Annotated in this window: 21 protein-coding genes and 1 riboswitch; of the genes, 19 read left to right on the forward strand and 2 right to left on the reverse strand. The window is 53.4% G+C overall.

Annotated features, from left to right (window positions below):
* Positions 1–446: 446 nt before the first annotated feature.
* The 6 genes from rplM (at position 447) to ACGG9R_RS02515 (ending at position 6,601) form a co-directional block, all read left to right on the forward strand.
* Complete coding sequence (rplM, locus tag ACGG9R_RS02490; RefSeq protein WP_022105864.1) at positions 447–887, forward strand: 50S ribosomal protein L13; 441 nt, start codon at positions 447–449, stop codon at positions 885–887.
* Between the two features lie 22 nt (positions 888–909).
* On the forward strand, positions 910–1,302 hold the full coding sequence (gene rpsI / locus ACGG9R_RS02495; RefSeq protein WP_022105863.1) for a 30S ribosomal protein S9: 393 nt from the start codon (positions 910–912) through the stop codon (positions 1,300–1,302).
* A 239-nt stretch (positions 1,303–1,541) separates the two neighbouring features.
* The gene (locus ACGG9R_RS02500) at positions 1,542–3,005 is read left to right on the forward strand and encodes a hypothetical protein (protein ID WP_390151046.1); all 1,464 of its coding nucleotides are present in this window, start codon (positions 1,542–1,544) and stop codon (positions 3,003–3,005) included.
* Between the two features lie 538 nt (positions 3,006–3,543).
* Positions 3,544–4,140, forward strand: coding sequence for an XTP/dITP diphosphatase (locus ACGG9R_RS02505; protein ID WP_390151049.1), 597 nt, complete (start codon positions 3,544–3,546; stop codon positions 4,138–4,140).
* 413 nt (positions 4,141–4,553) lie between these two features.
* Positions 4,554–5,321 carry an adenosylmethionine decarboxylase gene (gene speD, locus ACGG9R_RS02510; RefSeq protein WP_022105662.1) on the forward strand — a complete coding sequence of 256 codons (768 nt, stop codon included), beginning with the start codon at positions 4,554–4,556 and terminating at the stop codon, positions 5,319–5,321.
* Positions 5,322–5,386: 65 nt separating this feature from the next.
* Positions 5,387–6,601, forward strand: a complete 1,215-nt coding sequence (locus ACGG9R_RS02515; RefSeq protein ID WP_390151052.1) for an NADP-dependent malic enzyme — start codon at positions 5,387–5,389, stop codon at positions 6,599–6,601.
* 274 nt (positions 6,602–6,875) lie between these two features.
* Here ACGG9R_RS02515 and ACGG9R_RS02520 read toward each other — a convergent pair whose 3' ends face one another.
* Positions 6,876–7,439, reverse strand: a complete 564-nt coding sequence (locus ACGG9R_RS02520; protein WP_390151055.1) for an HD domain-containing protein — start codon at positions 7,437–7,439, stop codon at positions 6,876–6,878.
* Positions 7,440–7,874: 435 nt separating this feature from the next.
* Between ACGG9R_RS02520 and ACGG9R_RS02525 the strand changes: the two genes are divergently transcribed.
* From ACGG9R_RS02525 to thiC, 3 genes are all read left to right on the forward strand, one after another.
* Positions 7,875–8,615: an NAD-dependent protein deacylase gene (locus ACGG9R_RS02525; protein ID WP_390151058.1), complete on the forward strand. Its 741-nt coding sequence runs from the start codon at positions 7,875–7,877 to the stop codon at positions 8,613–8,615.
* A gap of 574 nt (positions 8,616–9,189) precedes the next feature.
* Entirely contained in the window at positions 9,190–10,575 is a 1,386-nt protein-coding gene (fumC, locus tag ACGG9R_RS02530) for a class II fumarate hydratase (protein ID WP_390151061.1), read from the forward strand.
* A gap of 114 nt (positions 10,576–10,689) precedes the next feature.
* Positions 10,690–10,791, forward strand: a riboswitch (TPP riboswitch).
* Positions 10,792–10,834: 43 nt separating this feature from the next.
* A complete protein-coding gene (gene thiC / locus ACGG9R_RS02535; RefSeq protein ID WP_390151064.1) occupies positions 10,835–12,139 on the forward strand; it encodes a phosphomethylpyrimidine synthase ThiC in 1,305 nt (434 codons plus the stop codon).
* A gap of 132 nt (positions 12,140–12,271) precedes the next feature.
* Here the strand turns inward: thiC and ACGG9R_RS02540 are convergent, their stop codons facing one another.
* Positions 12,272–14,077 carry an ornithine decarboxylase gene (locus ACGG9R_RS02540; RefSeq protein ID WP_390151066.1) on the reverse strand — a complete coding sequence of 602 codons (1,806 nt, stop codon included), beginning with the start codon at positions 14,075–14,077 and terminating at the stop codon, positions 12,272–12,274.
* Between the two features lie 534 nt (positions 14,078–14,611).
* Here ACGG9R_RS02540 and ACGG9R_RS02545 point away from each other — a divergent pair.
* The 10 genes from ACGG9R_RS02545 to ACGG9R_RS02590 all read left to right on the forward strand — a co-directional run bounded on the left by ACGG9R_RS02545 (position 14,612) and on the right by ACGG9R_RS02590 (position 25,207).
* Positions 14,612–15,319: a segregation and condensation protein A gene (locus ACGG9R_RS02545; protein WP_390151069.1), complete on the forward strand. Its 708-nt coding sequence runs from the start codon at positions 14,612–14,614 to the stop codon at positions 15,317–15,319.
* 163 nt (positions 15,320–15,482) lie between these two features.
* Positions 15,483–16,019, forward strand: coding sequence for an SMC-Scp complex subunit ScpB (scpB, locus tag ACGG9R_RS02550; protein ID WP_390151072.1), 537 nt, complete (start codon positions 15,483–15,485; stop codon positions 16,017–16,019).
* Entirely contained in the window at positions 16,016–16,738 is a 723-nt protein-coding gene (locus tag ACGG9R_RS02555) for a pseudouridine synthase (protein ID WP_022106396.1), read from the forward strand. Before scpB ends, ACGG9R_RS02555 begins: the two co-directional genes overlap by 4 nt.
* Positions 16,722–17,972, forward strand: coding sequence for an NAD(P)/FAD-dependent oxidoreductase (locus ACGG9R_RS02560; RefSeq protein WP_390151075.1), 1,251 nt, complete (start codon positions 16,722–16,724; stop codon positions 17,970–17,972). The genes ACGG9R_RS02555 and ACGG9R_RS02560 overlap by 17 nt, the downstream gene beginning before the upstream one ends.
* 361 nt (positions 17,973–18,333) lie before the next feature.
* Positions 18,334–19,011 carry a (d)CMP kinase gene (cmk, locus tag ACGG9R_RS02565; protein WP_390151078.1) on the forward strand — a complete coding sequence of 226 codons (678 nt, stop codon included), beginning with the start codon at positions 18,334–18,336 and terminating at the stop codon, positions 19,009–19,011.
* 159 nt (positions 19,012–19,170) lie between these two features.
* Positions 19,171–19,764: a lysophospholipid acyltransferase family protein gene (locus ACGG9R_RS02570; RefSeq protein ID WP_390151081.1), complete on the forward strand. Its 594-nt coding sequence runs from the start codon at positions 19,171–19,173 to the stop codon at positions 19,762–19,764.
* Between the two features lie 332 nt (positions 19,765–20,096).
* Positions 20,097–21,983, forward strand: a complete 1,887-nt coding sequence (locus tag ACGG9R_RS02575; protein WP_390151084.1) for a bifunctional 4-hydroxy-3-methylbut-2-enyl diphosphate reductase/30S ribosomal protein S1 — start codon at positions 20,097–20,099, stop codon at positions 21,981–21,983.
* 297 nt (positions 21,984–22,280) lie between these two features.
* Positions 22,281–23,609, forward strand: a complete 1,329-nt coding sequence (gene der / locus ACGG9R_RS02580; RefSeq protein ID WP_390151087.1) for a ribosome biogenesis GTPase Der — start codon at positions 22,281–22,283, stop codon at positions 23,607–23,609.
* Positions 23,609–24,193, forward strand: a complete 585-nt coding sequence (gene plsY, locus ACGG9R_RS02585) for a glycerol-3-phosphate 1-O-acyltransferase PlsY (RefSeq protein WP_390151090.1) — start codon at positions 23,609–23,611, stop codon at positions 24,191–24,193. Before der ends, plsY begins: the two co-directional genes overlap by 1 nt.
* A 3-nt stretch (positions 24,194–24,196) precedes the next feature.
* On the forward strand, positions 24,197–25,207 hold the full coding sequence (locus ACGG9R_RS02590; RefSeq protein WP_390151093.1) for an NAD(P)H-dependent glycerol-3-phosphate dehydrogenase: 1,011 nt from the start codon (positions 24,197–24,199) through the stop codon (positions 25,205–25,207).
* Positions 25,208–25,368: the final 161 nt, after the last annotated feature.

Consider the following 25,368-nt stretch of genomic DNA (forward strand, 5'->3'; position numbering starts at 1 on the left):
ACAAGAATTTTTATACATAGCTTCGTCATAGCCTTCCTTAAATAGCTCGCTATTCGCGTCAGGTTATTCCTCGCTATGCATAAAAGTTCAAGAGTAAAATCTGACAACGATTTAATCAGTGTTTCCTTAGAAATCTCAATGACTTGTGACCAGGAATTAGTATCTAGGGATTAGTAGCTAGGGATTGGGTTCGCGATAGGAGAAAACCGCAAATTCAAATCTACGCGGCGCTTCCTGATTTTATGCGCCGCACCACGGGCTAACCCCAAACCGCAAACCCTGAACCCTGAACCCTGAACCTTAAAAATTTTCATCCTAAAAACTATTTGACACGCACGTAAAAAAACTATATAATACTCCTTGTGAGATTTGTCCGGAAACCACTAGCCCCGGAGGAAGGATGACATCTTGCGGTTCTGTTTTTTATTCAGAAGGAGTCATTACTAATGAAAACAACATTCATGGCCAATGCGGGCAACATCACTCGCAAATGGTATATCGTTGATGCTGCAGGACTGACTGTTGGCCGTCTGGCTGCCAGCGTTGCCAAAGTTCTGACCGGCAAGAATAAACCTACCTACACACCGCATGTTGACACTGGTGACAACGTCATCATCATCAACGCAGATAAAGTCGTTTTCTCCGGCAAAAAAGAACTGAAGAAAGTTTACTTCCACTACACCGGATATATCGGCGGCGACAGATACCAGAAAGCTGGCGACGCTCTTCGTGAAAAACCGGTATGGGTCGTAGAACATGCTATCCGCGGCATGCTTCCGAAGAACAAGCTCGGTGCTCAGATGTACCGCAAGCTCCACGTATACGCAGGCGCTGAACATCCGCATGCAGCACAGCAGCCTGAAGAACTGAAATTTGATATCCGTTAACCAGAAGGGAAGGAAATAAGAAATGGCAGAAGCTACATACTACGGCACTGGCCGCAGAAAAACATCCGTTGCCAGAGTCCGTCTGGTACCGGGACAGGGTAACATCACAATCAATGGTCGTGATCTGAAGGATTACTTCGATCTCGCAACCCTCGAACTGATCATTAAACAGCCGCTCGAACTGACCGGCACCACCACCGCATATGACGTCATCGCTAACGTAAAAGGCGGCGGACGTACAGGCCAGGCTGGCGCTATCCGTCATGGCATCAGCCGTGCTCTCCTCGATGTCGATGGAGACTACAGAAAAGTTCTGAAAGTCGCAGGTCTCCTGACCCGTGATCCAAGAATGAAAGAACGTAAGAAATACGGCCTCAAGAAAGCAAGAAAAGCAAGCCAGTTCTCCAAACGTTAATCATTGGACGAATACCGAAAACGCTCATGGATTTCCATGGGCGTTTTTTGATGCATGAGAAGCAGAAACGAAGGGGATGAGCAGCATATGATGAAAGCGTGTCATCCCGCCTTCCCCGCGGCTCCTCTTCTCTTTTAAAAGCTGTTTCCCGTCCCAGATCCACCAACCAAGTGCATTTCCCTACTATTTCCTTCCTCTATGAAGTATAATAAGGGAGACCGATTCACCAAGGAGGATTTATGACTGCAAACGATATTCATGACGCGATAGAGACATTTGCTCGCTACGGTGTGCCGCGGGAGCGGATTTTTAATGAAGTCATGCGTGCGCGCTACCTGGACTATGTACTTTTCCTGAATCCGGAGAATGTCCAGTACGGGATCTCCATCGATGACCTGTACGAGAATATGAAGCGCACGGCAGACAAACTGGGCATGTATGAGGGCGATGCAGATACCTATGCGCGCGTTTATACACTTGCGCTCCGTGTGGAGCCGCTGGTCTTTGCGCCGGAAATGCCGACGGCACCTGCCAAAGTGCATGCGCTGCTCGCAGAAGCGGTAAAGAAGGCAGAGGCCGCGGGAAATACGGTGCTTTTCACCGGCGCGGAAGAATATCTGCCTTACCTTGCCGGAATTTTCCAGGATCTCGGAGGAAAACGTATCGCCGTGGCGGTGAAGGATGGCATCTGGAAGGAGCGTCTCCACTACGTCTTCCCACGCGGCCGTGCGATGCTGGAGAGCGAACTTGCGGAAGATACCGAACACTACGATTACATTTTTGATTTTGAAACAGACGGCATCGCAGCGGCAGCTGATTTGAGACATCGCCTCGCCGAGAAAGGCGTGATGGACGTTATCATTCCTTCGGCGCTGCTGACGAAAGAGGGGGATACTGCGCTTGCTGCCAGAAGAAACTTGGCGGCCGAGAAGAAACTGACGGCTTTCTATGATACGGAAATCGGCGGGAACGAGTACGCTTACCTGCGCTTTGCCGGAGAAGCAGCTAAGACCGTGTCTTTCGGGCTGTCGGATTTCTCAGACGGCGCCTTCCGCGGCATAGACCAGCTCTCGCTTCCGTCGGAAACCTTCATTGAAGCCGATGACTGGAACTATGATCTCTACGCTTTCAATGGCTCGCCGAGCGTGCAGATGCTCCTTTCTCAAAATATCGTTTCGCCGGATTTCACGCTGGGAAAGGTCTTCTCTGATGTGCCGATGGAAGAGATCGAGACCGACCTGCCGCAGATTTCCCGCGAAGCGGTGACGGACTCGGGCGTGCGGATGGATCTCGCGGCGCATGTACGTGAGAAAACGCCGGCGGTTCTGCGCGTCCTTGCAGCAGGCGACCTCGTTCTGACCACGGTGGAAGGGCATCTTCGCACTGCCGTCGTAAAAGAACCTTGCGCTGTATCTGACGAAGGCATCCTGGTCTTCCGCCCGCTGGAGGGCTATACCGGCGAATATGTGAAACTCTATTTCGATGGGAAACTGGGCGAACTTTTTCTCGCAACTATGAAAGCAGGGAAGCATTGGTATCTCACGACATCCCGACTCCTTCGTTTACCCATTCCGCCGGCAGGAAAGGAAACCATGGAAGCCCTCACCAGACTTTGCGATGAACGTACCAAAGCCCTCGCTCATGCGGAAGCCGCATGGAGAGAAGCCAAAGAAGAGAGTGTCAGAAGGATGGTCGGGAAATAGGTTTAATGGGTTCAACAGGTTCAGCTTGATAGGGGGGATAGCCACTTCCCTTGGAAGGGGCAGGCGAGCCGGGGTTGGTCGAGGGAAACGGAATTAACGTATTCCACTAGCCAACCTCCGCCCCTTCGGGGCACCTCCTTCCAGAGGAAGGAGGGAAATGCGAAATAGTTAAGGAAACGCTGATTCAATCGCAGAGTCAGATTTTACAAGAATTTTTATACATAGCTTCGTCATAACCTTCCTTAAATAGCTCGCTATTCGCGTCAGGTTATTCCTTGCTATGCATAAAAATCCAAGAGTAAAATCTGACAACGATTTAATCAGTGTTTCCTTAGCAGTTACTTCTACGCCCTGAACCCGCCAACCTGAAGTTTGAAAGCAGGGATCAGGGACTGAGGATTAGTAGCCTCGAGTGAATGATGTCTTGAATACGACTTTTGGGCATCGCTCTATTTATACTTCGCGGCGCTTCTATATTTTTATGCGCTGCACCCTGAACCTTGAACCCTAAACCCTATCTACCAAGAGGAGATTCAAAATGATGGAAACAAAAAAAATCGTACTGGCTACGCACAATCAAGGAAAGATCAGAGAATTTCAGAAAGCCTTTGCAGAGATCGGATGGCAAGCTGTGCCGATCGCAGACATTGCGGAGGTAGAAGACCCGGAAGAGACGGGGACGACCTTCGAAGAAAATGCGCTGCAGAAGGCCCGCTGCTATGCGAAGGCGGTGGATCTTCCCGTGCTCTCCGATGACTCGGGCATCATTGCCTGCGCGCTCGGAGACAGGCCTGGGGTATACTCGGCGCGCTATGCCGGACACCATGGCGACGATGAAGCCAATAACCAGAAGCTCATCCGAGACCTCGCCCCTTACACGGGGGATGATCGCAAGGGCTACTATGCCTGCGTCGTCGCACTTGTCTGGCCGGATGGCAGATCCCTTACGGGAAAAGGGACGTGCGATGGGATCATCCGTGATTTCTATCAGGGGGAAGGCGGCTTCGGCTATGATCCGCTCTTCTATCTGCCGGAATTTGGAAAAACCATGGCAGAGCTTTCGATGGAAGAGAAGAACCAGATCAGCCATCGAGGAAGAGCTCTCCGGGACTTACTGTCGAAAATAGGGAAATAGATTCAGGGCACGCCCCTCGGGGCGTCCTTTGGTTGTTTGCAAAAGAGGGGGAGCAGGTTCTATAGGTTCAAAGGGTTCAGCGGGGGTGGTGCGGCGCATAAAAATCAAAAGCGCTGCGGAGGTTTGAAACTGGCGGTTTACTCGTATCGCAAACCTAATCCCTAGCCACTAATCCCTAGCTACCAGTCACTAGTTACTTTGCGCCCCTAATCCCCAATCTCTAATCCCTGGCTACTAATCTGTGCTTGCCATGCGAACCATTGACTTTTATTTCCCAAAACTCATACATAATGTATCTACCTATACAGAAATAGTATACTCGATTTTAAGCAGTTTCATTCAATAAGGCTCTATGTTATAATGGAAAAAGTTCCAATCCATAGAGGAAAAGAACGGGGGTGGCAGTTTACTTCATGAAACGGGGTAAGCTCAAACTGCTGGGTTTCAACAATTTGACCAAGACACTCAGCTTCAACATGTACGACATCTGCTATGCCAGTACAGAAACAGAAAGAAAAAAATACATCGCTTACATTGACGAGGTCTACAGTGCCGAGCGCCTGACCCAGATCCTCGTGAAGGTCGCCGAGATGATCGGAGCCCATGTGCTGAACATCGCTTCACAGGACTATGATCCGCAGGGCGCATCCGTCACGATGCTGATCGCAGAGGAAGAAGTCGAGAAGCAGGATGTGGTGTGCCATCTGGACAAGAGCCATATCACTGTCCATACGTATCCGGAAATGCATCCGCAGGATGGCATCTGTACCTTCCGTGCAGACATTGATGTATCGACCTGCGGGAAGATCTCGCCCCTGAATGCGCTGAATTTTCTCCTCCAGTCCTTCGATGCAGATATCGTCATCACTGACTACCGCGTGCGCGGCTTTACGCGTGACGTGCAGGGCAAGAAGATCTTCATCGACCACCGTATCAATTCCATCCAGAACTACATGGCGCCGAAGCTGCGCTATAAGTACGACATGGTGGACGTCAATGTATATCAGGAAAATATTTTCCACACGAAGATGCTGATCCATGATTTCAATCTGGATAACTACCTCTTCGATATGAAAGAGGCAGAGCTGGATCGCAAGGAAGGGAAACGCATCCGCCGCCTGCTGAAGCAGGAAATGTATGAGATCTTCAATGGCAGAAATCTTCCTGCCATCAAAGATTAAATATAAAGCGGCTCCATTCGAAGTCGCCGACGCATAAAGTATCAGTCTTTTTTTAGGAGGAAACAATGGATACTGCAAAGCTCAAAGAAGAAGCACTCGCACTCAGAAGAGAAAAGCATCAGATGATTAAGACCGGCTTGAATGCTGCTGTCGAAAGCAATCACGACCTCGCGATCGTATACACCCCGGGTGTATCCGCTCCGTGCCTCGCGATCAAAGACGATGAAGACCTGTCCTTGGAACTGACCTGGAGAGGCAATGTCGTAGCCGTTATTTCCGATGGCACCCGTGTCCTCGGCATGGGCGATATCGGCGCAGCTGCTGCTATGCCGGTCATGGAAGGCAAATCCGCACTGTACAAGAGATTCGGACAGATCGATGCGATCCCGATCACTCTGGACACCAAGGATCCGCAGGAATTCATCCACACCGTCAAACTGCTCGAAAAGAACTTCGCTGGCATCAACCTCGAAGATATCTCTTCCCCGAAATGCTATGACATCGAAGACGAACTGAAAAAGATCATGAACATCCCGGTCTTCCACGATGACCAGCACGGCACTGCGATCGCTGCTCTGGCAGCACTCCTCGGCGCTCTCGAAGTCGTCGGCAAAAAGATCGAAGATGTGAAAGTCGTCATGAATGGTGCTGGTGCTGCCGGTACTGCGATCGCCCGCCTGCTCCTCGAAGACGGCGTAAAACCGGAAAACATGACCATCCTGAACTCCAAAGGCATCCTCTTTGACAATGGCAAGAGAGACCGCGTACAGCAGGAACTCATCGCCAAAGTCAATCCGGAAAACAAACAGGGCACCTTTGCTGACGCTGTCAAAGGCGCTGATGTCCTCATCGGCTGCTCCGCACCGGGCGTATTCAACGTAGAAGCCATCAAGACCATGAACGACAAGAGCATTGTCTTCGGCATGGCAAACCCGGTACCGGAGATCATGTACGAAGAAGCCAAAGAAAAAGGCGTTTACATCTATGGCTCCGGCAGAAGCGATATGCCGAACCAGGTCAACAACTCCTCCGTATTCCCAGGCCTCTTCCGTGGCGCTCTCGATGTACGTGCCCGCCAGATCAATGAGGAAATGAAACTCGCTGCTGCTCATGCTCTCGCAGACCTCGCTATCCATAGCGGCAAACTCGACCCGGATCATGTCGTCGTCGACGTATTCGATCCGAAGGTTCCGTTCGCTGTAGCGAAAGCCGTTGCCAAAGCAGCCATCGCTTCCGGCGTAGCAAGAGCTACCGAACTCCCGGAAAAATACAGAGACTAATCGCGCATAGCGCATCAAAAAAGCAGGAAATGAGACGTTCTCATTTCCTGCTTTTTGTTTTGGGAGATTGGTGACTGGTGACTAGTGACTGGTGGCTAGGGATTAGGTTTGCTATACGAGAAAACTGCTAGTTTCAAACCTCCGCGGCGCTTCCATATTTTATGCGCCGCACCACCATTTCGCATTTCTCATTTCTCATTCAAGTGGGGCTTTCCATCGTAATCAAGGGGCGGCACGCCCTTGGGCTAACCCTGAACCCTGCCCCCAAACCATTTTACTTCAGCCCCAATTCATCCTTATGGGCGGTCATGCCATCGATGCAAGCCTGCATGACCTCGCCCGCTTCCATGCCGAGCATGGCAAAGCCCTGCTTGATCACATCGCGGTTGCAGCCAGCTGCAAATTTCTTGTCCTTGAATTTCTTTTTGAGCCCTTTGAGCTCCATGCCGCTGATGCCTTCAGGGCGCATGAGTGCATACGCCATGACGACACCCGTCAGCTCATCGACCGTGAAAAGACTCTTCTCGATATCAGTTGTCGGCTCTACTTCATTGCTGCAGAGACCCCAGCCGTGGGAGATGATGGTCTTGATGTCTTCTTCGTCTACCCCTTCCGGTTCCAAAAATTCGCGGACGTGATGGCAGTGCTCATGCGGGAAGGCTTCGTAGTCGACGTCGTGCAGATAGCCGATGGCTTCCCAGTGATCTTTGTCACCTCCGAAGATGCTCGCCATCGCGCCCATGGCAGCGCTGACAGCCGCCGCATGGGTGAAAAGATGGTCTTCTGTGGTGTGTTTCTTCAGGATCTCTTTGGCTTTCGCAAGGGTAAGTGTGGACATAGTAGGATCTCCTTTTTAATCAGGGACTAGTGACTTGTGACTGGTAGCTGGGGATGAGGCAGGAAGCCCGAGACACGCCCTCCTTCCTCTGGAGGGAGGTGCCCCGAAGGGGCGGAGGTTGGCCGAGCAAAAACATTTTTAAAATATATCTCGATGGTAGAACATATGGAATGAATTGTCAATGAGAAAGGGAGAAATTGTGATACAATGAGAGAAAGAAGGGTTCAGGGTTAGCCCTTGGGGCGGCTCTACCCTTGATTAAGTTTGAAAGCATCGATTGAATGAAAAATGAGAAATGGTGGTGCGGCGAATAAAAGTATGGAAGCGCTGCGAAGTATAAATAGTGGCGATGCCCGAAAGTGGTACTTCAGTCACCAGTCCCTAGTTACCAGTCCCTAGTCACTTTGATTCTATTCCACGAAAGGAGCCATCAACATGACCGACATCGAGAAACTGAGAGCTATGATCGCATCCCATCACCGTATCGTTTTTTTCGGCGGAGCAGGGGTCTCCACGGAGTCGAACATCCCTGATTTTCGCGGAGCGAATGGCCTTTACCGGCAGAAAACGGGCCTCCCATGGACGCCGGAGGAAATGCTTTCCCACCATTTCTATGAGGAGCATCCCGTGGAATTTTTCACCATGTATAAGCAGTTCGCAGAAGCCATGCTAAAGGCCTCTCCGAACCGTGCGCACTTTGCACTGGCAAAGCTCGAGCAAGAAGGCAGGCTCTCCGCCGTCATCACGCAGAACATCGATGGTCTCCATCAGCGCGCGGGGAGCCGGAATGTCATCGAGGTCCACGGCACCATCCTGACGAATACCTGTGAGAAATGCTTTGCGACATATGATGCAAAGACCCTCCTTACTCTGGCATTGCCCGTGCCGCACTGTCCCAGTTGCGGCGGCGTGATCAAGCCGGACGTCGTGCTCTATGAAGAAGCGCTCGATACGAATGATATCGATGAGGCGATCGATGAGATCTCCAAGGCCGATATGCTCATCATCGGCGGTACGAGCCTCGTCGTTTATCCGGCGGCAGGCTTCGTCACCTATTTCCGCGGTGATGCTCTCGTCGTCATCAATCAGGACGCGACAGCGCAGGACGCCCGCGCTGACCTCGTCTTCCATGAGAGCGTGGGGAAGGTACTGGAAATGGCCGTGGAGGGAGATTAGGAGTTTCGCGTGACTGGTGACTTGAATACCACTTTCGGGCATCGCCCCATATATACTTGATATACTTGCAGCGAAGGCTCGACCACAAGTTTGAAAGCAGGGATGGGTAGCTAGGGATTGGGGATTAGGGATTAGGATTCTCCGGCATCGTCATCCCGAGCGCAGCCGAGGGATCTCTACCGCCCTGCGGGAATCAGCGTGTATGCGACGAAGGGAAACGATGTCTTGGTGTTGTCTCATCTGCAACAATGAGCGTTCTGCCATAGAGATTTCTCGCTTGCGCTCGAAATGACGACGGCGCGAAGCGCCATCAAAACTCTGCGGCGCTTCATTATTTTTTTGCGCCGCACCACAATTTCTCATTCCTCATTCCTAATTTGAGCAAAGATTTCACTTACAATCAAGGGGCAGTACTACCCCTGAACCTTGAACCCCGAACCCTCAATCTCATTAAGTGTATACTCCAACGCATAGACTTTCTTTTATCTGTTTCAAATGATATAATACAGGTATACGCGAGAAATGATGAAGCATTTTTCGTACACTCTATTTCCTTATAGAAAGGACAAAGAACATGGAATATCGTATCGAACATGACACCTTAGGCGAAGTAAAAGTTCCGGCGGATCATATGTGGGGCGCGCAGACCCAGCGCTCTTCTGAAAACTTCAAGATCGGAGCACGCATGCCGGAAGAGATCATTCATGCGTTTGCCGTGCTGAAGAAATGCACCGCCCTTGCGAACCTCGCAGAAGGCAAGCTTTCGGAAGAAAAAGCGAAAGTCATCGCAGAGGCCTGCGACGAGATCCTCGCCGGCAAGTGGAACGGCGAATTCCCGCTCGTCGTGTATCAGACAGGCTCCGGCACGCAGAGCAATATGAACATGAATGAAGTCGTTGCGCACATCGCGAATGCGAAGCTCGAAGCTGTCGGCAGCGAGACACGCATCCACCCGAATGATGACGTCAACATGTCTCAGTCTTCGAACGATACCTTCCCGACCGCTATGCACGTTGCGGCCGTTTCTGTCCTGCACCGCTGCCTCTACCAGCCGCTCGCTGAACTGATCGCGACCTTCCGCAAGAAGAGCGAAGAATACATGCACGTCGTCAAGATTGGCCGCACACATGTACAGGACGCCGTACCGCTCACCTTCGGACAGGAAGTCTCCGGATGGACGACCATGCTCGAAAAGTGCCAGCATATGATCGAAGCATCGGAAAAATATCTTCTTGGGCTTGCCATCGGCGGCACCGCTGTCGGTACCGGTCTCAATGCGCCGAAAGACTTCGGCACCAGAGTATCGGCTGAGATCGCCAAAGAAACAGGCCTTCCGTTCGTATCGGAGGAAAATAAATTCTATGCACTGACCGGACGCGATGACTTCGTTTTCGCTCATGGCGCTCTCGAAGCTCTTGCGATGGACTGCATGAAGATCGCTGACGACCTTCGCCTCCTGGCAGGCGGGCCAAGAGCCGGCCTCGGTGAGCTCACCATCCCGGCGAACGAACCAGGTTCTTCCATCATGCCGGGCAAAGTGAACCCGACCCAGTGCGAAGCCCTGACCATGGTCGCCTGCCGCGTTCATGGCAATCAGGCCGTCGTCTCCATGGCCTCCTCGCAGGGCCGCTTCGAGCTGAACGTTTATGCACCGGTCCTGGCACAGGCCTTCATCGAATCCGTCAAGCTCCTGGGCGAAGCCATCCACTCCTTTAATATCCACTGCGCCGTCGGCATCGAAGTCAACCATGACCGCATGGAAGAGCTGGTGGAGAAATCCCTGATGCTCGTTACCGCACTCGCGCCGCACATCGGCTATGAGAAGTCAGCAAAGATCTCGAAGAAGGCCTTCGCAGACGGCAGCTCCCTGAAGGAAGCCGCTCTGGCTTTGGGCTATGTGACCGAAGAAGAATATGACCGTTGGGTCGTCGCAAAAGATATGTGTAATGTAGATCGGTAATTTTTTATCCATGAAAAGCCGGGCGAAAGCTCGGCTTTTTAAGTGATACAAGTCCCCAGTCACAAGTCCCCAGCCACTAGTCACTTTTTTGACACATCCTGTATAATAGAGATAGAAACCAGCTGGGGGAGCCCTACGGGGCTGAGAGGCGCGAAGCGCTGACCCTTTGAACTTGAATCGGATCATACCGGCGTAAGGAAGCGGGCTCTATTTTGACAGAGTATCCGCCGGAGGCGGATTTTTTTATTGGAGGTTGACTATGACGCAGCTTGAAGCAGCAAGAGAAGGCATCATCACGAAGGAAATGGAAACAGCCGCACGTGAAGAGGGCGTGAGCGCAGAATTCATCCGCTCCGGCATCGCAGAGGGGACGATCGTCCTTCCGGCGAATATTTACCATACATCGCTCCATCCGTATGCGATCGGCAAGGGGCTTCGGACGAAGATGAATGTAAATCTGGGGATCTCTTCTGATGTATGTAACTATGACACGGAGCAGGCGAAGGCGAAGCTCGCCTGGGAGATGGGGGCGGAGGCCATCATGGATCTGTCCTGCTATGGTGAGACGGCGCCGTTCCGTGAATGGCTGGTGAAGAACAGTCCGGCGTCCATCGGTACGGTGCCGATGTATGATGTGAAGGGCGTCCTTCACAAGGGGCTGAAGGATATGACGGCAGACGATCTCTTCTCTGTCGTGGAACGTCATGCGAAGGATGGCGTGGATTTCATGACGATCCATGCGGGGCTGAACCGTGAGACGGCGAAGCACATCATGAGAAATAAGCGCATCACAAATCTGGTCTCGCGCGGCGGCTCGGTGCTCTTTGCGTGGATGTACATGCACGGGAAGGAGAATCCTTTCTACGAACAGTTTGACCGTCTGCTGCTGCTTTTGAAGAAGTATGATGTCACACTGTCTTTGGGCGATGGATGCCGCAGCGGCTGCGGGCATGACTCGACAGATGCCGTGCAGATCTCGGAGCTGATCAATCTGGGTGAGCTGGTCGTGCGTGCGCGCAAGGCGGGGGTACAGGTCATGGTGGAAGGCCCGGGGCATATGCCGATCTCGGATATCCGCATGAATGTGGAGATCGCAAAGAAGCTCACTCACCAGGCGCCTCTCTATGTCCTGGGGCCGATCGTCACCGATGTGGCGCCGGGCTATGATCACATCACCGCGGCGATCGGGGGGACGCTGTCGGCAGCATGCGGGGCAGACTTCCTCTGCTACGTCACTCCGGCGGAGCATCTGCGTCTGCCGGATCTGGATGATGTACACGAAGGGATCGTGGCTTCGAAGATCGCCTGCCACGCCGCGGACCTCGCCAAGGGGGTGAAAGGCGCAGAAAAATGGGATGAAGAAATGAGCTGGGCACGCCGCAAGGTGGACTTCCATCGCATGATCCCGCTCGCCATCGACCCGGGCAAGGCGCGTCGCTACAGAGAGAGCAGCATCCCGGAGGATGAAGCGACCTGTACGATGTGCGGCTCCATGTGTCCGATGAAGACGCTTGATGAGATCTTGAATAACCGCAATGCGGAGGAGGATCCGTTTAAGGACTAAAGCAAAGGTTGCGCCGGAAGGCGCAGCCTTTTTCGATGTAAAGGGGGCAGCAGGTTCAACAGGGAAGGGGACAGCTTCGCTGCAAACATAAATGTGGGCGATGCCTGAAAGGGGTATTTTATCAGTGCTTCCTTAGTTCCCCTCTTTCTGGTTTTTAAGCACCCATACATACGCGTCATTTCCGTTTCCATGCACACCGAGTATTTCGGGGGAAAAGTCAGGGAAGGCGCTCTTGTATTTCTGCAGGAAGAGAAAATAGGAAAGTGCCTCGTCAGTCCAGACCTCGCCGGGCTCTAAGACGGTGATACCGGGGGGATAGGGGAGGATCATTTCCAAAGATACGCGCCCTTTGGCTTTCGGAAGTGGGACGCGCTCGCGTGCTCCTTTGAGGAAGGCCTGATGGGCTTCTTTCCCGGTGAGCATGGCTTTGGGGAAATGATCTTCATCGAAGAGCGCCTGCGTAAGGCGGGCGGCTCCTTCCCGGCAAAGGAAGTCCTGATAGCGCAGGGAGAAGTCTTTCAGCCCCTCGCCCGGAAGGCAGGTGACGTCCGGCGCAAAGACGGACATCGGTGTATTGGCCTCATAGGCCGCTTCGCATTCCTGAAGAAGGGAGAGGAGGTGTTCCTGCTTTTCCTTTGTATCACCCGGCTCGATGAGGAAGAGGAGGGTGTGGAAATCAGATTTCTCCACTGTCACATGGCGGCTTTCGAGAAAATGGGAAAGAAGCGGCGCGGGGAGCGGGTCTGTCACAAGGAGTACCTTGCAGGGATCGGTGAGGTAGAGGTTTTTTGCGATATGGGAGAAGCCGTGCCAGGTGTCTTTGGGGGAAATCGCAAAGAAGGCGGGATCTGAGAGGATCTCTTCTGCCGGATGGGCGTCCCAGGAAGCGGCGCGCACCGTGGGAGCGGTGAATGGCCGAAGGAAGCGGCAGTGTTTGAGGATGGCTCTCTTCAGCTCTGTCGCCGTGATCGCGGCTTCTTGCCAGAGCTCCTTTCCTTTCTTCTGGTGCAGGTACGCATTCATTTCCAGCCCGGCAAGGAGCGGATAGTAAGGGGAAGTCGATATATGCATGAGAAAGGCAGCCTGCAGGACGTCATCCTCGAGGTAGCGCGCCATCCCCCGCAGGTGGCTGTCCTTCTTGTGAAGCTGGCTCGTCATGGAGAATCCGGCAAGCTGCTTGTGGACGGACTGCGTCACAAGGATGCCGGGATCGTCTTTCGTCAGGGGGAAGGTGAGGACGGCAGAATCCTGAAGGAGTGGGAGAAAATTTTCGTAGCCGGCCCATGCGCCGTCGAAGAGGATGTAGTCACAGAGGGAGCCGATGCGGCGAAGAAGCTCTCTGGCATTCAGAAAGAGGCCGTCATAGGTGGAGAGCTGGAGGCAGGCAAGGCGGTAGGGGCGCTGCTTTTTCCCCGCGGCGGGCGAGAGCATGGCCGCTTTCTCGCGGAGGCGGACGGGGTCAAGCGTTTCTTCCGTCAGTCCGCCGATGATGCCGCTTTCATTTCGCTCGGAGGCGAGATAGACAGGAAGTCCGCCTGCGGCGGCGAGTGCGGCCTGCGAGGCAGACTTGTGGTTATTCCTGTCGAAAAGAATGAGGTCGCCCTCTGAGACGAGCGCGCTGATCGCGATGCGGTTCGAGGCGGAGGTGCCGCCCAAGACGAAGAAACAGCGGTCGCTCCCATACACGCTCGCGGCGAGGGCTTCTGCCTCTCCGGAGACGCCTTCGTGAGAGGACGGATCCCCGATGACGGAAGAAGAGTCCGAGATGTCCGCTGTAAAAGCGCCTTCACCGAGCGCGGAGACAAAGGCGCGTCCTTCAGGGATTTCATCAAACAGTGCGCCGCTGTGGTGTCCCGGCGTACAGAAATCATCGCGCGCTTCTTTTGCAAAGTCTAAAAGCGCTTTCGTGAAGGGGGGAAGGTGGTGGGGATCGTTCATGGGTATCAGCTCCTTTTAGAGGTATTGTAACATAAGTTGGGGGTTCAGGGTTCAGGTTGATGGGTTCAGGGTTAGCCCTGGGACGGCTCCGTCCACTGATTATGAATGAAAGCTCGGCTCTCTAGTTGGAGTGAGGAGTGGTGGTGCGGCGCATAAAAATCAAAAGCGCCGCAGAATTTTGATAGCGCTTCGCGCCGTCGTCATTTCGAGCGAAGTCGAGAAATCTTTTTCGTTCACGATCAGGCGGATTATGTTTGTAAACCCTAAACGGGAAACCTGTTATCCTCAAGACCTTCGGGCATCGCCCCATATTATATTCGCGGCGAAGCCGCCACCTTCATTCCTCATTCCTAATTCCTCATTCCTAATTCGAGCAGAGCGTTCATCCCCGATCAAGGAACAGCACGCCCACGGGCTACCCCCTGAACTTATAATTCTATCAACAAATGATTCGATTTATGATAATATAGTAGAGTACATTCATGATGGGGTGGTGCGCGCAAGGAGGCGGGAGCGATCGAAAAAGAATATCAGGTGAATCTTCCTGTCTTCGAAGGGCCGCTGGATCTTTTGCTGCACCTTGTGACGAAGAATCGGATCGATATTCACGACATACCGATCCATGAGATCACCGAGCAGTATCTTGCTTACCTCAGAAGGGCGCAGGCGTTCGATCTGGAGCTGGCGAGCAGTTTCTTCGCCATGGCTTCGACACTCATCTTCATCAAGTCGCGGATGCTGCTCCCGAAGCGGAGGCAGGAGGCGGCCGATGAGACGGAAGACCCGAGAGCTGAGCTCGTGAGGTCACTCGAAGAATTCAAGCGGATGAAGGAGATCAAGGGACGTATCGAGGAGCTCATCGATGCCGAAAGGCCGTACTGGAAGAAAGAGCCCGAGGCTGTGAAGGGCGGGCTGTATCAGGGGCGGATCTCCCTCCTGAAGCTGCGAGCGGCCTTCCTCTCGCTCTATGACTCTCTCCATGAAGAGAAAGAAGAAATCCTCGCCCCCGAGGAGGTGTCGATGGAGCAGGAGATGGAGACGCTGAAAGAGACGCTCTCGCGACTTCGCCGTGTGGACTTCACGCAGTATTTCCGGCGGCTGAAGACACGCCTCCGCCTCGCCGTCACACTCGTGGCACTCCTTGAACTGATTCGCCTTGGCGAGGCTGGCGTGATCGAAGGCGCAGGGGGACTGGAAATTGTAAGCGGCGAAAGCGCAAAGAGGATCAGGAATGAGGAATGAGGGCGGTGTAAGGGGCTTGGCAGTCTCCAAAGACTCGACAGGTATCGACATGCTGCGGCGCTTTCAAAGGGTGATAGGCCAAGCCGCGCCCTTTGCGCCCGCTGGAGGCAAGAGACCTGCGATTTCCATTCTTCTTGACTCTCGATCTCAAAAAAGGACATTTATGACAAATACATTGCTTCAGTTATCAGCACTCATCGAAGCCTTTCTTTTTGCGAAGGGGAGCCCTGTCTCCCTGACCGACATGGCAAAGGCCGTGGGCGAAGACTCTCAGATGATCGAGAAAGCACTCACGCTGCTGACTGAAAAATATGAAAAGCCAGACTCCGGTTTGACGCTCCATCACACGGGCGCGGGGTACATGCTGGCGACGAAAAAGAAATATGACACCTGGCTCTCCTCCCTTCTGGGCAAACAGACGCCGCTCTCGGCTGCGGCGCTGGAGACGCTGGCGGTGGTGGCCTGCAAAGAGCCTGTGACGCGAGTCGAGATCGAGAAGATCCGCGGCGTGACGGCAGGCCGTGTGCTGGGGCTCCTCATGGAGAAGGGCCTCATCGAAGAAAGAGGACGTCTGGATATCCCCGGACGGCCGATCCTTTATGGTACGACGAAGCGTTTCCTCGCCTGCACCGGGCTTTCAGATGTGAATGAGCTTCGGATGCGCTGGCGAGAAGGACTGGAAGAAGGAGAACTATTTTGAAAGAACGTTTACAGAAGGTATTGAGCCATGCGGGCATCTGCTCCCGCCGCAAGGCTGAAGAATTGATCGCAGCGGGACAGGTCCGTGTGAATGGCAAGGTCATCCGCGAGCTGGGGAGCGAAGCTGATCCCGTTTCCGATCGTATAGAGGTCGCCGGAGAACGCATCCGCCCTGAGCGGAAACGCTATTTCCTCTTCTACAAGCCGGATAATGTCATCACGTCTGTCACCGACCCGCAGGGGCGGCGCACGGTCATGGACTATTTCAGAAATATACGTGAGCGCATTTTCCCTGTCGGACGTCTTGACTATCACTCCGAAGGACTGCTCCTCATGACGAATGACGGCGAGCTCGACAACATCCTGACGCATCCGAAGCATGAGGTCAAAAAGGTATATGAAGTCACAGTCCGTGGGAAATATTCACTGAAGCTGGCAGATAAAATGTCGAAGGGCGTGCGCATCGACAGCGGAGTGACTGCGCCGTGCGAGATCGAAGTCCTGGGCTATGACAAGGAGAAGAATAAGACAAAGGTACGCATGACGCTCCACGAAGGGAAGAACCGTGAGATCCGTAAAATGATGGCGGCGTTCCACTATCCTGTATTCGGACTGAAGCGCGTGCAGTACAGCTTCCTGACGCTTGCCGGCGTCTCCCGCGGGGAATACCGCCGCCTGTCCTTGGAGGAGGTCAAGAAACTGTATGAGCTCCACAAATAAAAAGATCGCCGTCATCGGAGCCGGTGTGGCGGGACTTCTGGCCGCTGTCACGGCAGCGGACCGGGGAGCCAAGGTCATGCTCTTTGAAAAAATGCCGAAGGTCGGCCTGAAGATGGGCATCACCGGCAAAGGCCGCTGCAATCTGACCAACAGCGCGCCCATCATGGATTTCATCGGGAAGACACCGGGCAATGGGAAATTTCTCTACAGTGCCTACGAAGCCTTCTCGAATACAGACCTGCTGGAGCTGCTCCATGGCTACGGTCTTGTGACCAAGGTCGAGCGCGGCGGACGTGTCTTCCCTGCCAGCGATGATGCACAGGAGGTGCGCCACCTTTTCATGCGCCTTCTCAAAGAAAAGAAGGTCGAGCTTCACTTGGAGGAGCCGGTGTCTCATATCGTCGTCATAGACGGCAGGGCGAAGGGCGTCGTCACGAAGAAGGGACGCTACGATGCCGATGCCGTGATCCTGACGACCGGCGGCGCTTCGTACCCGCGTACGGGCTCGACGGGAGACGGGTATCGGATGGCTGGGGAGATCGGGCACAAGGTCACGACCATCCGTCCTGCCCTCATTCCTCTCATCACGAAGGAAAGCTGGCCCAAAGACCTGCAGGGGCTCTCGCTCAAGAATGTCACACTGTCTCTTTCCGCCGGCGGGCGCAGAAAGGCAGAGGAATTCGGAGAGATGCTCTTCACCCATTTCGGGATCACCGGTCCCATTGTGCTCTCCCTCTCGGATAAAGCCTCCCTCTGGCTCTCACAGGGACATCCCGTGGAAGCGACGCTCGATCTCAAGCCTGCGCTCACGCAGGAAGTCCTCGATAAGCGTGTCCTGAGAGATCTGGAAAAGCATCACCTGAAGCAGATGGCCGGCGCTCTTGTCGAGCTTCTCCCGCATCGCATGATCGACGTCGTACTCTCACTGGCAGGTATCTCTCGGGACCTTCCTGTCAGCGAGCTCAAGAAAGCCCAGCGCGCGTCCCTCGTGCAGACGATGAAGTCCATGAAGCTCACCATCACAGGCACTCGTCCCATCGAGGAAGCCATCGTGACAGCCGGCGGCATCTCCGTCAAAGAAGTGAATCCGTCCACCATGGAATCAAAGAAAGTGGCAGGGCTCTACTTCGCAGGAGAAGTCCTTGACATCCACGCCTTCACCGGCGGCTACAATCTGCAGGCGGCCTTCTCGACCGGACATCTGGCAGCGGAAAGTGCAGCCGGCAGGGACTAGTGGCTAGTGACTAGTGGCTAGTGACTAGTGGCTAGGGATTAGGGACGCAGGGGAACTGGTGACTAAAAGACTTCAGACTCCCGTATCGTCATTTCGAGCGAAGCGAGAAATCTTCCTTGCAGAGCGATAAACGATGGATGTGTGAAAGCAGGGATTAAGTGCCTCGAGTGACTAGTGATTGGGGTGACTAAATACTGCCTTCGGGCATCGCCCCATAATTATATATTCGCGGCGAAGCCGCCATCTTCATTCCTAATTCCTAATTTCTCATTCGAGCAAAGATTTCATCCACGATCAAGGAACGGCACGCCCTACGGGCTAACCCTGAACCAACCAATTCATATAAAGGAGATCATCATTTATGCGAAAATTATCCATCGCCATCGACGGCCCGGCGGGGGCCGGCAAGAGCAGCGTATCGAAGATCCTTGCATCACGCCTTGGCTATGCCTATCTCGATACCGGAGCGATGTATCGCGCCGTCGCCTATGAAGCCCTGAAGAAGGGTCTGACAGATCCGGCGGAGATCACCGCTATGACAAAAGCCCTCGATATGGAAGTGAAGCCCGGCATGGATGCCATGCACGTCATCGTGGATGGCGAAGATGTGACGCCCTTCATCCGCACGCCGGAAGTCTCCGGGCATGTATCGGAAGTTTCCGCCATCGGCGGCGTGCGCACGGCGATGGTCGCCATCCAGCGCCGCCAGGCCGAAAAGGGTGGCATCGTTCTTGACGGCCGTGACATCGGGACGACTGTCCTGCCGAAGGCTGATGTGAAGATCTTCCTCACCGCCTCCGTCCACACCCGTGCGCTTCGCCGCTTCAAAGAGCTCGAAGCCCAGCACCCGGAGCTTTCGCTCGAAGACATCGAAGCCGATGTGGCAAAGCGCGACTACATGGACAGTCACCGAGAGATCTCCCCCCTGAAGCAGGCAGAGGACGCCATCCTTCTTGATAATGGCGACCTCACGCTCGAAGGTACTGCAGAAGCCATGATCGCCATCTGCGAAAAGAAATTTCCGGGGTTTAGCAGGTAAGTGATTAGTGACTAGGGATCAAGGACTGGACATGGAGATTTGGAGACATCAGAAATCTAAAATTTGAAGTCTAAAGTCTTATAGTCTCCCTGTCTTCTTGCGCTTTATCAACGGCAAACGGCTAACAGCCAACCACCATTTTCAAACGAGGTGAATCCTATGGGCTATGCTATTGTCAGAGCCATCTTAAATTTCTTCTTCTTCGTCATCTTCGGACTCAAGGTCGAAGGGCGGGAGAATGTGCCAAAGACCGGGGCCATCATCGTTGCACCGAACCATAAAAGCTATTGGGATCCCCCTGTCGTCGGCGTGGCTTTTAATACCCGCATCATCCACTACATGGCGAAAGAAGAGCTATTCAAAAATCCATTCTTCGGCTGGCTGATCCGTCAGTTCGGCACTTTCCCGGTGAAGCGCGGCAGCGTCGATCGCGCTGCTGTGCGTCAGGCCATCAAGGAGATCAAGGAGGGCAATCCCCTCGGCATTTTCCCGGAAGGCACCCGCATCAAGAGAGATGGACTCGGCCGTTTCCACACGGGCATGGCATCCCTCGCACTCATGACCGGCACTCCGGTCATTCCTGTCGCTGTCCTTGGCACAATGGATCTGCCTCGTAAGAATGGTCCTTTGGCCGTTCTCATCGGAAAGCCGATCGAGGTCAAAAAGCAGCGCCCGACCGATGAGAAGGTGGCCGAGCTCAATGACATCGTGAAGGCAGAGATCCAGAAGCTGATGGATGACTATAAAAAGTGACTGGCAGCTGGTAACTAGGGATTAGGGATTAGGAGTCTCAAGTGACTGGTGACTTGTGACTGAAATGCCGGCACAAGGCATTGCCAGTATTTATACTTCGCGGCGCTTCCATATTTTTATGCGCCGCACCACCATTTCGCATTTCTCATTTCTAACATTTCGCATTTCTCATTTCTAATTTCTCATTCAATCGAGGCTTTCAAACGTAATCAAGGGGCGAGCCGTCCCATGGGCGAACCCTGAACCCTGAACCCTTTATCTTGCTATTGAACTTTTCTATTTCAAACATAATGCCTGCTCTATAGCGGGCGCTTCAATTGAGAATCAAAATCATGGAAATCTATAAATCGAAAGTGATGGGCTTTTGCTACGGCGTGAAAAGAGCCATGAAAATCGCGGAAAATGCGGCAAATTCGGGCATTAAGGCCGTTACCTACGGTCCCATCATTCATAACCCACAGGTGGTCGGAAGGCTTTCTGAAAAAGGCGTCCATCCGGTGGACGATCTGGACACTTTGACAGATGAAACTGTAATAATTCGCTCGCACGGAGTAGGCCCTTCGTGCTATAATAAACTCAAGTGCAAAAATCTGGCCCTAATGGACGCGACGTGCCCTTTCGTCAAAAGGAACCAGGAGATCACTAAAGACCTCGTGGCTGATGGAAAGACCGTCGTACTCATCGGTGAAAAGAAGCACCCGGAAATGAAGAGCGTAGCGGAGTGGGCAGTGGGTCATTCCTTCCAGGTAGAAACCCTCGAAGATGTAGACCGGCTTCCAGACATGGAAGAGGCGCATATCGTCACGCAGACCACATTTTCGGTGGCTTTGGCTGACCAGCTGGTGCAGGCGATCCGGCAACGGATCCCGCATGTGTTTCTTCACAAATCCATTTGTGATGCGACCATGCAGCGACAGCAGGCGGCGCGTGAGCTGGCGAGGAAAGTAGATGTGATGATTGTCATCGGCGGGCGCAACAGCGCTAATACCAGCCGACTGGCAGACGTATGCAGGAGCGAAGGCGCCTGCGTTCATCATATCGAAACGGCAGAGGAACTAAAATCTGAATGGTTCCAAACCCGGGACAAGATTGGCATCACCGCCGGTGCATCCACACCGGACTGGATCATAGAGGAGGTAGTTTTTATTATGGAAAACATGAAAGAAATGCTGGAACAGGAAGAAATGAACCTGGACGTGCATAAAGGCAGTGTAGTAGAAGGGGAAGTTGTTGACGTACTCGACGACAAAGCCTATATTTCCTTCGGCTACAAAACAGAAGCTGTACTGCAGGCTCATGAATATGCATACCCGGCACCAGCATCTCTGAAGGACGTACTCAAAGCTGGCGACAAGCTTCGTGTACAGATCGTCAGCGGTGTCAAAGAAGACAGCACCATTTACGTATCCAAGATCAAAGTCGATCGTCTCGCTGACTGGGACGTTGTTGAAGAAGCTTTCGAAAAAGGCGAAGCTGTCGAATGCGAAGGCATCGAAGCTATCAAAGTTGGCCTGCTCGTTCAGCTGAAGTCCCTTCGCGGCTTCATTCCGCTGTCTCAGGGCGACCTGCGCTTCGTTCACTCCCTGCAGAACCTGGTCGGACAGAAATTCCCGGCTAAGATCCTCGAAGTCGACCGCGCTAAGAATAGACTGGTTCTCTCCCGCAAAGCAGTACTGGAAGATGCCAGAAACAATGAAATGGATGAAATCGAAGCTGCTTATGAAAACGGCGACGTTCTTCAGGGTACTGTCAAGAAGATCATGCCATATGGTGCTTTCATCGGCATCAATGGCGTAGAAGGTCTGCTCCACATCTCCGATATCTCCTGGAAGAAGATCGGCAAAGTGGAAGACGTCCTCAAACCGGATCAGGTCATTGACGTCAAGATCAAATCCTTCGATCGTGAAAAACAGAGAATCTCCTTCTCTCACAAAGACTGCCTCCCGAATCCATGGGAAACCGCTGTCACCAACCACGCTGCTGATGACATCGTAGACGCTAAAGTCGTCAAGATCCTGGAATTCGGCGTTATCGTTGAACTCGAAGACGGCCTCACCGGTCTGCTCCACATCAATGAAATGACCGATGATCACAACAAGAAACCGGGCGACATCTGCCAGGTCGGCGATGATCTGAAAGTCAAGATCATCAACATCGACGAAGCTCGCAGAAGAATCTCCTTCTCCCTCGTCGAAGCACCGGCTCATGATGCTGAATAAGAGAAAATGATAAAAACCGCATTGCGAGAAGCGCAATGCGGTTTTTTATTGGCCCGGATAGGACATCTCATAAGACACCGCTATAGCCCCTGTGACTTTATGGGGATCATGGGACGGCAGAAAGTGAAAAGCGGAGGATCACTTGACTTTGCCTCCTTGCTATCATACAATTTTATTTACAGTGAAAATGGGGAAGTGTTGCTTCTATCTTTTGGAATGGCCGGCTCTTAGAAACCGGCAGGCAGCATGCTCCTTGGTTAATATATGATTTCCATAGAAATAGAAAGGAATGGGCTCATGAGTAAACCTCTCGTAGCCATCGTCGGGCGGCCGAATGTTGGCAAATCGACCTTGATCAATGGGCTGGCGCAGCGTCGCGTGTCCATCGTAGAAGATATCCCGGGCGTCACCCGTGACCGCATCTATTGTGATGTGAAATGGCTGAACCGTGAATTCACGCTGATCGATACCGGCGGTATCGAGTTTAGAAATGGAAAAGACCAGATCTCGAGCGGCATCCGCCAGCAGGCAGAGCTGGCGATGGAAGAGGCGGATGTGATCCTCTTCGTCCTTGATGCACGCGCCGGACTGACGTCAGATGATGAGATCATCGCCGGGATCCTGCGCCGCACGGGGAAGCCGGTCGTCGTGGCTGTCAATAAAGTGGACAGCGAGAATCAGGAGATGGATGTATACGAATTCTATTCGCTGGGGCTGGGAGATCCGATCGGGATCTCCGCAGTGAACCGTCTCTCTTTCGGCGAGCTTCTGGATCGCATCACGGAAGGCTTCCCGGAGCAGACAGAGGAGGAGTCGGAAGATATCATTCGCACGGCCATCGTAGGGCGCCCGAATGTCGGGAAGTCCACCCTGATCAATTCGCTTCTGGGCTATGAACGCTCGCTCGTGGCGGATGAAATGGGGACGACGCGAGATGCGGTCGATTCTCTCTGGACCTACAAGGGAAAGACCTTCATCCTGGTCGATACAGCGGGCATGAGAAAGAAGAGCAAGATCGATGAGCCGCTGGAAAAATACAGCGTCATCCGTTCTATCCGCGCCATCGATAACTGTGATGTGGCGATCTTCGTACTGGATGCGGTCGATAAGCTGACGGAGCAGGATAAGAAGATCATCGGCTACATCCACGAGGCAGGGAAGGGCCTGCTCCTTTTCGTGAACAAATGGGATGCGGTCGCCAAAGAGACGAATACGATGGTGGAATTCGAGAAGGAGATCAAGAATGGTCTGCCATTTGCGTCCTATGTGCCGATGCTCTTCGGCTCGGCGCTGACGAAGCAGCGCATCCATCGTCTCGGGGATATGATCTACAATGTGGCTGAGCAGCAGAGTCTGCGTATCCCGACATCTGTCCTGAATGACCTTTTGGAGGATGCGAAGATGGTGAATCCGCCGCCGGCACATTCCGGCCGCGTGGCGAAGATCTACTACATGACGCAGGTGGGGATCCGTCCGCCGACGTTCGTCATGTTCGTCAATGATGCGAACCTGATTCATTTCTCTTATGTCCGTTTCATCGAGAACCGGCTGCGTGAGTCCTTCAGCTTCGAAGGTACGCCGATCCGCATCGTGGTACGAAGCAAGAAGGATGGTGAAGAGGCGTGATGGATGGCATAGTTTGGATCGTGCTGGCGTACTTTATCGGTGCGATACCAAGCGGATATATGATTGGCCGTGTATTTTATGGTGTGAATCTGAAAAAGGTGGGGAGCGGCAATATCGGAGCGACGAATGCGTATCGTGAGCTGGGCGCCGTCGCTGGTCTTTCTGTCTTTATCTGCGACTTTTTGAAGGGATTTCTTGCGGTGCATCTGGGGATGCCGGATCCCACGCTGGTACTTGCGTGTGCGATCTTTGCGATCGTCGGCAATGACTGGTCCGTTTTCCTGAAGTTCAAGAGCGGCAAGGGCGTCGCCTGCGGCGTAGGTGCCTTCGCCTATATCTGTGCTCCGGCCGTGCTGGTGGCCTTCCTGGTATGGCTTGCCATCTTCAAGTGGAAGCACATCGTATCCCTTGGCTCCATCGTGGCAGCGCCGGTCGTAGCGATCGTCATGTTCTTCATGGATAAGCCGATCGAGTATGTGGCATTTGCTGCCGCTGCCGCCATCATCATTATCGGTAAGCATAAAGACAACATCGGGCGGCTCCTTCGCGGAGAAGAGAAGCCGATTTCCCGGGAAAAGAGGTAGCAGATGAAAGTAGCTATGATAGGCGCCGGCGGCTGGGGGACAGCGATGATGATCTCCCTCGCGGCGCGGCATGATGATCTTTTCATGTACTGCAGAAATCCCGAAACAGCGCAGGAAATGCAGAAGAGCCGCGAAAATAAGAACTACCTTCCGGGCTGCCGCATCCCGCTCCATGTGAAGATCACGAGCAGTCTGGAGACAGCGGTGAAGGGGGCAGGCTGTGTCATCCTCTGCACCCCGTCACATGCGGTCGAAGCCATGACGGAAAGCCTTGTACCGTGGCTGGAAAAGGATACCGTAGTCGTCTGTGCATCCAAGGGGCTTGCAGATCATGCCGGTCATCGCCTGTCGGAGGTCATCAAGGATAAGGTGAAAGGCATCACGAAAAAGATCGTCGTCCTCTCCGGGCCGAACCATGCCGAAGAAGTCGGCCGTGGGCTGCCGTGTGCGACCGTCGCTGCTTCCGAAGTGCCGGAAGCGGTGCAGGTGGTACAGGACCTTTTCATGAGTCCGGTCTTCCGCGTGTATCGCAGTGACGATATCAAGGGCGTCGAGTACGGTGGTGCGCTGAAGAATATCATGGCGCTCGCCTGCGGTGTGCTGGATGGCATCGGCCTCGGCGATAACAGCCGCGCTGCTCTTATGACACGCGGGCTGGTCGAAATGACCCGCTTCGGCGTACATTTCGGCGCACAGATGACGACCTTCTTCGGCCTTTCCGGGATGGGAGATCTCGTCTGCACCTGCACATCTGTCCACAGCCGCAACCATACCGCCGGTATGATGATGGCAGAAGGCAAGACAGCAAAGGAGATCACGGAAGGCACGAACATGATCGTGGAAGGGATCCGCACAGCTCGTCTGGTGCATGACATCGCTGTCCGTGAGCACATCGATATGCCGATCACGGAAGAGGTATGCCATCTGATCGATGGTGACCACACGGCATTGGAGGCTCTCAAAGCCCTCATGCGTCGCGCCAAGAAGGCGGAGTCTGAGACGTACCCGATGTAAAAAGCGGGTTCAGGGTTCAGGTTGATGGGTTCAGGGTTAGACCGTAGGGCGTTCCGTCCACTGATTGCGTGCGAGAGAGGTTCAGCGGGTTCTATAGGTTCAAAAGGTTCAACGGGGGTGGTGCGGCGCATAAAAAATAGAAGCGCCGCGGAGTTTTTGAT

Origin of the sequence: Dialister sp. i34-0019-2H8 (assembly GCF_042846925.1) — a bacterium.
Classification (GTDB): domain Bacteria; phylum Bacillota; class Negativicutes; order Veillonellales; family Dialisteraceae; genus Dialister.